Source organism: Bacteroides sp. AF29-11 (assembly GCF_003602895.1).
GTDB lineage: Bacteria > Bacteroidota > Bacteroidia > Bacteroidales > Bacteroidaceae > Bacteroides > Bacteroides uniformis.
Genome location: NZ_QTLY01000001.1, coordinates 591 through 13,041 on the forward strand (window position 1 = coordinate 591; position 12,451 = coordinate 13,041).

General features: G+C 46.3%; 8 protein-coding genes. 5 read left to right on the top strand and 3 right to left on the bottom strand.

Going from position 1 to position 12,451, the window contains the following annotated elements:
• Positions 1–139 precede the first annotated feature (139 nt).
• On the bottom strand, positions 140–1,855 hold the full coding sequence (locus tag DWZ03_RS00005) for a DUF6377 domain-containing protein (protein ID WP_117749909.1): 1,716 nt from the start codon (positions 1,853–1,855) through the stop codon (positions 140–142).
• A gap of 439 nt (positions 1,856–2,294) precedes the next feature.
• On the opposite strand from DWZ03_RS00005, the gene DWZ03_RS00010 reads away from it, so the two are divergent.
• From DWZ03_RS00010 to DWZ03_RS00025, 4 genes are read left to right on the top strand one after another with little or no spacing between them, the layout of a single operon-like run.
• The gene (locus DWZ03_RS00010; protein WP_369872094.1) at positions 2,295–5,210 is read left to right on the top strand and encodes a SusC/RagA family TonB-linked outer membrane protein; all 2,916 of its coding nucleotides are present in this window, start codon (positions 2,295–2,297) and stop codon (positions 5,208–5,210) included.
• An 18-nt stretch (positions 5,211–5,228) separates the two neighbouring features.
• Entirely contained in the window at positions 5,229–6,755 is a 1,527-nt protein-coding gene (locus DWZ03_RS00015; RefSeq protein WP_044467472.1) for a RagB/SusD family nutrient uptake outer membrane protein, read from the top strand.
• 31 nt (positions 6,756–6,786) lie between these two features.
• Positions 6,787–8,298 carry a glycoside hydrolase family 30 protein gene (locus DWZ03_RS00020; protein ID WP_057254347.1) on the top strand — a complete coding sequence of 504 codons (1,512 nt, stop codon included), beginning with the start codon at positions 6,787–6,789 and terminating at the stop codon, positions 8,296–8,298.
• A gap of 27 nt (positions 8,299–8,325) precedes the next feature.
• Complete coding sequence (locus DWZ03_RS00025; RefSeq protein ID WP_005834880.1) at positions 8,326–9,657, top strand: DUF5125 domain-containing protein; 1,332 nt, start codon at positions 8,326–8,328, stop codon at positions 9,655–9,657.
• A 93-nt stretch (positions 9,658–9,750) separates the two neighbouring features.
• On the opposite strand, the gene DWZ03_RS00030 is transcribed toward DWZ03_RS00025, so the two are convergent.
• Both DWZ03_RS00030 and DWZ03_RS00035 read right to left on the bottom strand, forming a co-directional pair.
• Positions 9,751–10,095 carry a hypothetical protein gene (locus DWZ03_RS00030; RefSeq protein WP_057254345.1) on the bottom strand — a complete coding sequence of 115 codons (345 nt, stop codon included), beginning with the start codon at positions 10,093–10,095 and terminating at the stop codon, positions 9,751–9,753.
• Positions 10,092–10,400, bottom strand: a complete 309-nt coding sequence (locus DWZ03_RS00035) for an FtsB family cell division protein (protein WP_005824736.1) — start codon at positions 10,398–10,400, stop codon at positions 10,092–10,094. Before DWZ03_RS00035 ends, DWZ03_RS00030 begins: the two co-directional genes overlap by 4 nt.
• 142 nt (positions 10,401–10,542) lie before the next feature.
• Between DWZ03_RS00035 and DWZ03_RS00040 the strand changes: the two genes are divergently transcribed.
• Complete coding sequence (locus tag DWZ03_RS00040; protein WP_008662950.1) at positions 10,543–12,357, top strand: DNA polymerase III subunit gamma/tau; 1,815 nt, start codon at positions 10,543–10,545, stop codon at positions 12,355–12,357.
• The last annotated feature ends 94 nt before the right edge of the window (positions 12,358–12,451 follow it).

The window sequence follows — 12,451 nt, forward strand, 5'->3', positions numbered from 1 at the left end:
CCACAGCTGTGGTAAGAAAAGAACATTGCTGTGGAAAGATTAGTTTTTTAGGGAAAAACAAGGTAGTACATCGCAGTTTTTTTCCTAACTCTTAGGTGTCATCTACGCATCATACAGCGACAATCAGTAGAAGCCTTTATCAAATCCACTTCTGTGCCCTACCCAAAGAACGCACAACGGCAGCAAACTCTTCCCGAGGAATGATAGCCTTATTACGTGTTTTCAAACGATTATTATAAACGGTCTGAGGTGAATAATGCAAGAATTCGGCAATCTTCACACTATCAGTGATACCTAAACGCACCAAAGCATAAATGCGCAATTCCGTATTCAGTAACTCACCATCTTTTAGCACAATCTGCTCGTCAGGATGGAGCAAGGCATTGAAGTCACTTACAAAATCCGGATAAATGTGCAAGAAGATAGCATCAAAGTTATGATAGAACTCTTTCAACTCATTCTGTGCCATAGAATGAGTATCGGTCAATGCTTTCACATCCTCCAACTGGTTTGCCTTAAGCTTACGATTGATATTTTTCCGATACTCATCCAGCTTACTGATATAATTGGAACAAATGGAAAAGACATAACCTATGTATTCCTCCTTCACATAGTTGGATTCACGAAGCTGATTATTGGTATCCCTCAACTGTTCATTCAAAGAAGTAAGCTGTACATTCGTTTCTGCCACTTGTCCGTGCATTTTCGAAAGCTCTTCCACATGCTTATTCAAGCGGTTGTTTGCCTCATTCAGCTGTTGGCGCGACTGCTTCAACCGCTTCATCTGCTTGTATATATATAGGAAGGCAAACAAGGATATCAAGGACAAGACACTGACCAGTACCAAGTACATGCGCAACCGCGCTTCTTGCTTCTGATTACGTTCCTGATAGATCTGATGAATGGTGTCCTGCACCGCAGAGATGCCCACTACCCTCACCCGGTTCCGATATGCCAAGGCATTCTGTAAGCAGTAACTCATGTAGACATAGGCATGGTCAATATCACCCAAACTAAAAAGTACCCCCGCCAGCTCTTCCAACGAAGCAATATCTTTATTGGAGATACGTACATCGGCCATAGCAGAATATATCAGGTAAGTCAGATAATTTTCCTGCTCATCGGACTCGCGATAAAAGCAGGCCAGCACGTAAGCATTCATGGCATCGCGCCGAGTGTCGAATGCAGAATTAAGAATTCCCTTCTGCAAACGTTCTTTAAAAACATACATACTGTCCGTACCTTGTACTACCTGCCCTTTATACCACAAGAACAAGGGGTCTTCAGGGGTAAGAACCATATTCAAAGAGTCCTTGTAAACACGCTCCAACTGTGCATAATGTTCATGCAAAGTACCCATTTCACTACCGGTATACTGATTGAAATGCGAATACAGATACAGCATTTGCCCGTAATAGTCCACTAATAATTCTTTGGGGAGCGAACCGCCTGAAACTCCGCGCAATTCATCCTGAGCTTCTTTCAACAAACCGGTGGCAGCCAACAGAAAAGACTTTTTTATCTTCCACTCCATCTGCCGGTATTTATCATTCTGCTTATAAACTATATTCAAATTGTCTACCACATAATTCATTGCAGAATCGGCGTTATAGACGCAATACTCATCATAAAGATTTTTATTCAGCCAATATCTCTCTTCCAAAGTACGCACATCCTTTTGCAGCTTGTGCAACTGGGCAATCTTCGCCTCTTTAAGCATAGCAAACGTGTTTTTTTGCGCAATCAGAGAGTCAAGGCGCACCAGCAGTTCTTTTATCTTTTCACTGTAAGGTGCCGCATTCAGAAAGGTACACCCCATCAGTAAAAATAGTAAAGCTATGATTTTTCTTTTCATTTCTATTATTTATATAAAGCTGAGAGCACAAAGATAAATTAATCTATCTAAACATAAGCTACTTCTACCCTAAAAAGTACATGAAAGTTAAGAGGTATTTCGACCATTTACAGCGATAAAACAACATATACAGACCTCCTTCCATAGTAGCTGACCTTTACTTTATACAGCAATCAGCAAGAATATAACTCGCTATATATGTGGCATTTACATTTTACTCCGACTTACTTCTATACATTACCCGCCTATCGGACGAATAAGGTTGTCCACTATCTTTGCAACAGAGAAAGAAAAGTGTACTATAGAAAACATCCAATCTCTATTAGAACATACTTTTCTAAAATAAATTAAATCTTTTAATTAAAGTACTATGAGAATGATTACAAGAAATCTTCTTACGCGGAGTTACAAGCTCCTTCTGACATTACTCGTACTGCTAATGTCAACAAATGCATTTGCCCAACGATTGACAGCTACGGGTAAAGTAGTAGATGCCGCAGGCCTGGAGGTCATTGGTGCATCTGTATTGGAAAAGGGAACAACCAACGGTGTTGTTACCAATCTGGATGGGGAGTTTTCCCTGAGTGTAGGACAGAATGCCACACTGGTAATATCCTTCATCGGCTACAAAACGATAGAGGTAAAAGCAGCCACCAACATGAATATCACATTGCAGGAAGACAACGAACTGCTGGACGAAGTGGTAGTTATCGGTTATGGAAGTGTGAAGCGTAAAGACGTAACCACTGCCGTATCTACGGTTTCTACAAAGGATTTGGACCAACGCCCCATTGTATCGGCAGCCCAAGCCCTACAAGGTAAAGCAGCCGGTGTGTCGGTTATGCAGCCCAGCGGCGAACCGGGCGGTGGTATGAGTATCCGCGTACGTGGTACCACCTCATTCAATGGTAGCAACGACCCGCTCTACGTAGTGGATGGTGTACCTGTAGACAATATCAACTTTCTCTCTCCCAACGACATTGAAAACCTCTCTATTCTGAAGGATGCCTCATCAGCAGCCATCTACGGTTCGCGCGCAGCCAACGGTGTGGTATTGATTACTACCAAGAGCGGCTCGGCAGGCAACGCCAAAGTAGCATTGAACGTACAATATGGCATGACAAAAGTAGGCAAGAGCATGGAAGCACTGAATACAGAACAGTACCGCGAATTGCAAGAAGAAATCGGGGCTGTAAATCCAACTGCTCTTGAAGGGCTGACCGACCAGACAGACTGGTTTGACGAGGTTTACAAGACCGGACAAACCCAGAATTACCAAGTGTCCGTATCAAACGGAAATGAAAAGATGAAATACTTCCTCTCTGCCGGTTATCTGGATGAAAAAGGTATTTTGGAAGGAACATACTTCAAGCGGTATAGCTTCCGCGCCAATATCGACAACCAAATACGCAGCTGGCTGAATGTAAGTGCCAATATCTCCTACTCCGACAACATCGGAAACACCGGCATCATCTCCGGTACGGGTGCCAACCGTGGTGGTGTAGTCCTCTCGGTCATCAACACTCCGACCTATGCTCCTATTTGGGATCCTGAAAAACCGAATCAATACAATAAGAACTTCTATGGAGTGAACATCATGAACCCGATGGAAAACCTGGCCCGCCAGAAAAACAACAAGAACAAGGAAAACCGCCTCATCGCATCCGGAGCCGCTACCATCAGCTTCCTGCCCAACCTAAAGTTGAAATCATCTGTAGCCCTGGACCGCCGTAACGGTGTAAGCACCACATTCCTCGATCCAATATCGACCACCGACGGACGCAACAGCTTCGGTACAGCCTCTGACAACCGGAATATGAATACCGTGTTGGTTTTCGATAATATATTGACTTACAATACCAATATCAAGAAGCACGGCATCGACGTAATGGCAGGTTCTTCCTATACCAAATCGGACTATACCAACAGCTGGATAAACGGCTCACATTTCCGGGACGATAAAATACAAACCCTGAACGCTGCCAATAAAATTTCATGGGACGGTACCGGAACAGGAGCTTCACAGTGGGCCATCTCTTCCTATTTCGCCCGTGTGTCCTACAACTATGACAGCAAGTACATGCTTACCATGAACATGCGTGCCGACGGTTCATCCAAGCTGCATCCCGACCATCGCTGGGGTATTTTCCCCTCCTTCTCGGCTGCATGGCGCATTTCGTCGGAAAAGTTCATGAAAGACATCGCTTGGATTGATGACTTGAAGCTCCGCGGTGGCTGGGGACAGACCGGTAACCAAAGCGGTATAGGCGATTACTCGTATCTGCAACGTTACAACATCAACCGCATACCCTGGTTTGAAGAAGGTAACGACCATGCAGTTCCCGGTATCAGCCAGGCCAACCTGAGAACAAGTGACCTGAAATGGGAAACTACCAACCAGACGAACATCGGTCTTGACTTGACTGTACTGAACAACAGACTAACCTTCAGCATGGACTACTATTACAAGAAAACTACAGACATGTTGATGAATGTAAGTCTGCCTGCTGGTGCGGCAGCAACCACCAGCATCACCCGTAACGAAGGCGAGATGACCAACAAGGGATTCGAGTTCGCCATCAACTCCCATAACCTGACCGGCGAGTTTTCTTGGGATACAGACTTCAACATTTCTTTCAATAAGAACAAGCTGACCAAGCTGTCATTGCAGAAAATCTATACAGCAGCAAGCAGTGCCGAGGTGGTGAAAGAAAATATCGTACGCAATGAGCCCGGACGTCCTTTGGGTGGTTTCTACGGCTACATCAGCGACGGTGTAGACCCCGAAACCGGTAACCTGATTTATCGCGACCTTAACGAAGACGGCAAGATTTCCACTTCCGACCGTACCTATATCGGCGACCCGAATCCCGACTTCATCTACGGATTGACAAACACCTTTACATGGAAAGACCTCAGCCTGAGCATCTTCATCCAGGGAAGCTACGGAAACGACATCTTCAATGTGTCCCGTATGGAAACCGAAGGCATGTACGACGGCAAAAACCAGTCAACGGAAGTATTGAAACGCTGGAGAATTCCCGGACAGATTACGAATGTCCCGAAAGCCAACTTCAACATCAAGAACTCCACTTACTTTGTAGAAGACGGCAGCTACCTGCGTGTCAAAGACATTTCACTCTCTTACAACATCCGTTGCCGCCAGTTCAAGAAATGGGGTATCAGCCGCGTACAGCCTTATTTTACCGCCAGCAATTTGCTGACCTGGACCAGCTATTCAGGTATGGATCCTGAAGTGAACCAATATGGCAACAGCGGTTCTGTACAGGGCATCGACTATGGAACTTACCCGCAGAGCAAATCATTCGTTTTCGGTATCAATGTTGAATTCTAAAAAAGGAAGAAATAACTTATGAAACTAAACCATATATATAAAAGTATAGCTTGCGGTGTATTGTTGGCAATGACCGCAACCTCATGTGACTTGGACTATAATCCGGTAGACACCTACTCGGATGTAACGGAAGGAGTGAACAAAACTGATGAAAAGCCTATTTTCAACAGTGTGCAAGACGTGGAAACTTCAATGGTAACCCTTCACAAAAAATTTCGTGACCAGCAGGAGCACTGGTATGTCGACAAACTGCTTATCGGTGACGCTCATTCCGATAATGCCTACGCCGGAACAACGGGGGCCGAAGTGGTGCCTTACGAAACCAACTCCATTGAAGGCTCTAATTCTGTACTAAAACGTGACTGGGACCGTTTCTTAGGCGACATTGCCGTTGCCAACCGCATCATCGTGGGCTGTGACCAGCTCAAGGCACTCAGTGAAAGTGAACGCGGCAAGTATCAGTCACAAGCCAAGATATTCCGTGCCATGGTCATGTTCGATATGGTACGCTTATGGGGTAACTTCCCGGTCATCACTACCGTGGGCGGTGACATTACCGAAGACAACGTAGAAGAAATGTACCCGACCTATTTTCCTCCACAGAATACGGCTGAAGAGGCTTACGCCCAAATAGAGAAAGACCTGACTGAAGCAGTGGAAAACCCCAACACACCGACAAACGACACATCAGACAAGAGCATACTTACCAAATCGGTGGCACGTGCCATGCTTGCCAAGGTCTATGCAGAAAAACCTCTGCGCGATTATGCAAAGGTTATCAAATATGCCGATGAACTTGCTGCCGACGGCTTCGACCTCGTGGAAGACTTCAGCGACCTTTGGGCGTATGATACGGAAAAAAAAGACTGCCGGGTACGCAATACCAAGGAGGCAATTCTCGAAGCCCACTTTCCTCCCGGCTCCGGCAACTGGTGTACTTGGATGTTCGGCCGTAACTTGAGCAACTGGGATGAAAGTTTCACCTGGGCCAAATGGATTACCCCTTCCCGTGACCTTATCCGCCTCTATGAAGAGCAAGGAGACACGAAACGTTACAATGAATCTGTTGTATGGTATGACTGCGGATGGAGCAACTATTATCCGGCAGACCATTATGCCTTCATGTACAAATGCCGCTCTGCGTTCAACAGCATTATCTATCTGCGATATGCCGATATCCTGCTCCTCAAAGCCGAAGCAAAAATTATGGGAGAGGCTCCCGACCTGAACGGTGCAGCCGACATCATCGACCGCATCCGCAACCGCGCCGGACTGGGCAAACTTCCACAAAGCACCCGCAGCAGTAAAGAAGCATTGCTCCAAGCTTATATGGACGAACGCCGCATGGAGCTTGCCTTTGAAGGACAGCGCTGGTACGACCTTTGCCGCCTCAATAAGGTAGAAGAAGTGATGAACGCCGTTTACGCCAAAGACAGCGGCCGCCATGCACAAGAAAATCTGTTCAATGAGAACTCCTATCTGCTGGCTATTCCCCAAGGAGCCATCGACCAGAACGAAAATCTGATACAGAACCCGGGCTATTAATACTAATGAGTAATATAAAAATCAATTGAATATGAATTTAAGAAATATATTCACTACCGCATTAGGCTGCTTCACCATACTGGCAGCCTGCGGCAATGACAATGACAGTAACATCACCCCTACACCGGAACCCAAGCCAGACCAACCCACGGAAGAGGCAAAGGATGTTACCCTCTATGTAACGAACACCAGTCGTACTTATGATTTGACAAAGTCCGGGCTGGCCTTCGGCACCGGAAGCAACATGTCACCTTCTACCGTGACACTTGACCCTGCCACCCGCTATCAGGAAATGGACGGTTTCGGTGCAGCCATCACCGGCTCTACCGGTTACAACCTGATACAGATGACACAAGAGAACCGCACGAAGTTTCTGACTGAAACATTCTCGGACAAAGAAGGCTATGGCTTCAGCTATGTACGTATTGCCATCGGTTGTTCCGACTTCTCATTCAGTGAATTCACTTGCTGTGACGAAAAGGGGCTTGAGCACTTTGCCCTTCCGATGGAAGACACCAAATATGTGATTCCTATATTGAAGGAAATTCTGGCAATCAATCCTGCCGTCAAAATAATTGCCGCTCCCTGGACATGTCCGAAGTGGATGAAAGTGAAAAGCCTGGAGGAACGTGTACCCTTTGACTCATGGACCAGCGGACACTTGAACCCCGAATATTACAGAACGTATGGCGACTATTTCGTAAAATGGATACAAGCTTTCGAAAAGGAAGGCATCAAAATCCACGCTGTGACTCCGCAGAACGAACCGCTGAACCACGGTAACTCAGCATCCTTGTTCATGGGATGGGAAGAAGCCCGTGACTTCATCAAGACCGGCCTGGGCCCTGCCTTCAAAGAAGCCGGAGTTACTACAAAGATTTATGTTTTCGACCATAACTACAACTACGACAATCTGGCCGACCAAAAAAGTTACCCTACCAAGATTTATGATGATGCGGAAGCCTCACAATACATTGCGGGCGCTGCCTACCATAATTATGGCGGTAACCGTTCTGAGTTGCTGAATATCCACAAACTCTATCCCAACAAGGAACTGCTTTTTACGGAAACCTCCATCGGTACTTGGAACTCCGGTCGCGATTTGGAAGCACGCCTGCTTAACGATATGGAAGAAATAGCATTGGGAACAGCCAACAACTGGTGCCGCGGCGCCATTGTATGGAATCTGGTATTGGACAGTGACCTGGGACCGGTAAGTCCTTCAGACGGTTCTTGCAAGACCTGCTACGGTGCAGTGGATATTGACAATACAAACTATTCTAAAATTGTCCGTAACTCCCACTACTACCTTATCGGCCACATGTCTTCGGTTGTGAAGCCGGGAGCTGTACGTATCGGAACGACCGGTTACACCGCCAGCGGTATCACTTACTCCGCCTTCGAGAATACGGACGGTACCTATGCATTCGTATTGGCCAACAACAATGCGGAGACCAAGCGAATCACCGTAAGCGACGGCACACACTACTTCTCCTACGAAGTTCCGGCCAAAGCAGTCGTTTCTTACCGTTGGAAAAAATAAAACTAATAATTTAAACAGAAGATTATAATGAAAAGCTTAAAATACTATCTAATGGCATTGGCAGGCATAGCCATGCTGAATGCTTGCAGCGATGACGATCCGGTTCCCGGCAACCCGACAATGGACTTTCAGGCAGAACCTTCTTCAGCCTTGTTCGGAGACAGTCTGCCTTTTACAATCAAGGCATCGGACGCAGATGTACCCCTTTCCACGTTAAAAGCGCGGTTATACTTCAGCGACGAAATGGTGTCAGAGACTATAATCCGTACAAAAGTAAACGGTCAAGACTATACCGGGAAAATATATGTTCCCTATCTGGCAAATATTCCCAACGGAACAGCTACATTGAAGTTCATTCTGCAGAACATCAATTTCACAATTACAGAAAAAAGCTATGACGTGGCGCTGAGTCGTCCGGACTTCCCCTACCTAACTCTGATTTCCGGAGACCAAGAATACCGCATGGAAAAAGTCGCAGCCAATCAGTATAGCGTGACCGGTGAATTTGCACAAAAAGTGAAAGGTTACATCAAAGCTCCTAAAGTAGGCGCCAACGGGAATGAAATCAACTTCGGATGGAGCAACGGTGCCATTACACAAGGTACCTCCAGTGAAATTACCTTCTCCAATCTGTCAGCTGGAGAATATTCCATCTCCTTCAATACGTTGACTTATGCAGCCGCTCCTTTCGTGAAACTACTGCTGAACGGTTCTGAAATGGAGATGGTGGATGATGACCATTACAGCATCGACCTCAATCTGAAGCAAGGGGACAACATCACTGCAGATATTCCCAACTTCGACCAATATTGGATAGACCCCGACTTCTTCGAAAAGAATGAAGACGGTTCGCTGAAGTTCCTGCCCATCGATGGAACTTATCGCGTCATTGCCAACCTGGCCCTGAATTATCTGGAAGTATTGAAAATGAACGGAACAAGCACCGCCACTCTGAACGATGACGGAACCGGCGCCCTTTGGATTATCGGTGACGGTATCGGTAAACCTTCCGTAGCGACCAATGCCGTAGGTTGGACTACAGAAAAAGGTCTCTGCATGTCACAGATTGAAGCGAAGAAGTATCAGGTAACAGTAGTAGCGGGAGAGCAAATCAAATCTGATGACATCAACTTCAAGTTCTTCCACCAGCAAGGTTGGGGAGGTGAATATAAAAACGATGCCTTGTCTACCACCAGTGACTTAGTATTTATAGGTGACGGTACCAACGGACGTGATGCCGGCAACTTGGGCCTCGTAGAAGGCAAAAGCCTGGAAAACGGTGTCGCTTACCGGTTCACAGTTGACGTAACGGCAGGTGTCTCTTCGGCAGTTCTGACAGTAGAAAAGGTAGAAAGATAGACGGATAACGCAGAAGATTAACTAAATGAGAAAGGGGCTGGCTCTATAAAAGAGTTCAGCCCCTCTTGTTTATGCAGAATATATGTTCCGGATTTAGCTTAAACCTTCTTTCGCCTCTTCTTGTGGAATACGTATCGAAGTGTAAAGCTCAAGAATGGCGGCTATCATCAGAGACACAATCCATTCATTGCCCCTTGTAAAGAGCATGAATGCCCCCGTAAGCACCAGCAAAAGCGCACCGAATATTTGCTGTCGGCGCAGGCGTTTGACAGTGGGACTTTTACATTTGGACGGAGAATTAATTTGGGCCAAAGCAACCATCGTAGCGCCGATAGTATATATATAAGGTGAAAGAGGCCAGCCCGTGATATAAACGGCAGCTCCTGCCAAGAGCATCACGGCCCCTACTGCGAAAAGGGCGGGTATCAGTTGTTTCATTCTTCTATATCTTCTTCAAATACATAAATATCCTCATTGGGCTTTTTCATCAGATACTTCTCACGGGCAATCCGTTCGATGGCACCGGAGTCGACGGCAAGCTCATTGAGCCGTTCGGTATTCTCCTCGTATTCCTTGCGGTACTTTTCTATTTCATCGCGCAGACGGCTTTCTTCCCGGGCGTAACCCAAACGGCGTACAACACTGTTCTCATCCAGGAACCCGATAATTACAGCAAACAACGCAAGCGTAATCAGATATTTATGCTTGCGGACAAAAGACCAAAGAGAAGCAAGTTTATCCATCTCGTTATCTACTATTTAGCAATTTATCATTCATGATGGAGCTTGTCCATCATATAACTTCACGTCACAAAGATAAGAGGAATAACCGAAAGATTTCTTTTTTTTGTGTACATTTGCACAAAAAGCAAAGAATATCCCAAATATGGAAAACTATATCGTATCTGCACGGAAATATCGTCCCTCGACCTTTGAGTCCGTAGTAGGCCAACGTGCACTGACCACTACCTTGAAGAATGCCATTGCCACCGGAAAACTGGCGCATGCCTATCTTTTTTGCGGTCCAAGAGGCGTGGGAAAAACAACTTGTGCCCGTATCTTTGCTAAAACAATCAATTGCATGAGCCCCACAGCAGACGGTGAAGCATGTAACCAGTGTGAATCCTGTACTTCCTTCAATGAGCAGCGCTCCTACAATATCCATGAGCTGGATGCCGCCTCAAACAACTCTGTGGATGACATCCGCCAATTGGTGGAGCAGGTACGCATTCCACCTCAGATAGGCAAATACAAAGTATATATCATTGACGAGGTACATATGCTGTCCGCCTCGGCTTTCAATGCTTTCCTGAAAACACTGGAAGAGCCTCCACGCCATGCCATATTCATCCTTGCCACTACCGAGAAGCACAAGATATTGCCCACCATCCTTTCACGCTGCCAAATATATGATTTCAGCCGGATTGGTGTGGAAGATACCGTAGCACACCTCGCATATGTCGCCTCCAAAGAAGGTATCACTGCTGAACCGGAAGCGTTGAATGTCATTGCCCTCAAAGCAGACGGCGGTATGCGCGACGCACTATCCATCTTCGACCAGGTGGTAAGCTTCACCGGAGGACACATCACCTATAAGAGCGTGATTGAAAACCTCAATGTGCTGGACTATGAATACTACTTCAAACTAACCGGATTCTTTCTTGAGAACAAAATCAGTGACGCGTTGCTATTACTGAATGATGTGCTCAACAAAGGCTTCGACGGCAGCCACTTCATCACCGGACTTTCATCCCACCTGCGCGACTTGCTTGTCAGCAAAGACCCGGCGACACTGCCGTTGCTTGAAGTGGGCGCAAGCATCCGCGAACGTTACCAAGCACAAGCACAGCAATGCCCCCTCCCTTTTCTTTACCGTGCCATGAAGCTCTGCAACGATTGTGACCTGAACTACCGTGCCAGTAAAAACAAACGGCTACTGGTAGAGCTCACTCTGATACAAGTGGCACAACTGACCGCCGAGGAGGACGACGGTGCCAATGGGCGCAGCCCTAAACAAGCTATAAAACCCATATTCACGCAGCCTGCCGCCGCTCAGCAGCCACAGGCCACTGCTGCCATGCCCCAACAAACCGTACAGCCGGCAGTACAGACAAACAGCACTCCCCAACCTGCTGCCACGCAGCATAGTAATGCAACAACTCCACATGCCACACCTGCTGCCGTATTAATGGCGCAAGGGAGAGAAGAGAAAAAAATTCCGGTCATGAAAATGTCCGGATTAGGGGTCTCCATCAAACGCCCCCATATAGAAGAGGAACAAAGAAACCCTTCATCTAACCCTACTGCCGCCCACCAAGCAGCACAACCGGAAGAAGACTACATCTTCAATGAAAGGGATTTGAACTATTACTGGCAGGAGTATGCCGGACGTATGCCCAAGGAGCAAGTAGCCATTGCCAAGCGCATGCAGAACATGCGCATCACTTTAATAAATGACACAACTTTTGAGGCTGTGGTAGACAATGAAATCGTTGCCAAGGAATTTACCGGCATGATACCCACTCTGCAAAATTACCTACGTACCCGGCTAAAGAACCGCAAAGTCACCATGACTGTCCGGATTAGTGCTCCTACTGAAAAGGTACGTGCCTATGGACGCGTTGAAAAATTCCAAATGATGGCACAAAAGAACAGTGCACTATTACAACTAAAAGAAGAGTTTGGTTTGGAACTCTATTAATCCCTTCCAATCGCCTGCATAAAGTTGCTAACAAATTGAGTATAAAGGATAAAAAAAGCATCTATTTAATTTTTTATTTATTCATTTATATTTA

Coding starts and splice junctions, on each gene's coding strand:
- DWZ03_RS00005 (WP_117749909.1), bottom strand. CDS start 1,855: ATGAAAAGAAAAATCATAGCTTTACTATTTTTACTGATGGGGTGTACC.
- DWZ03_RS00010 (WP_369872094.1), top strand. CDS start 2,295: ATGTCAACAAATGCATTTGCCCAACGATTGACAGCTACGGGTAAAGTA.
- DWZ03_RS00015 (WP_044467472.1), top strand. CDS start 5,229: ATGAAACTAAACCATATATATAAAAGTATAGCTTGCGGTGTATTGTTG.
- DWZ03_RS00020 (WP_057254347.1), top strand. CDS start 6,787: ATGAATTTAAGAAATATATTCACTACCGCATTAGGCTGCTTCACCATA.
- DWZ03_RS00025 (WP_005834880.1), top strand. CDS start 8,326: ATGAAAAGCTTAAAATACTATCTAATGGCATTGGCAGGCATAGCCATG.
- DWZ03_RS00030 (WP_057254345.1), bottom strand. CDS start 10,095: ATGAAACAACTGATACCCGCCCTTTTCGCAGTAGGGGCCGTGATGCTC.
- DWZ03_RS00035 (WP_005824736.1), bottom strand. CDS start 10,400: ATGGATAAACTTGCTTCTCTTTGGTCTTTTGTCCGCAAGCATAAATAT.
- DWZ03_RS00040 (WP_008662950.1), top strand. CDS start 10,543: ATGGAAAACTATATCGTATCTGCACGGAAATATCGTCCCTCGACCTTT.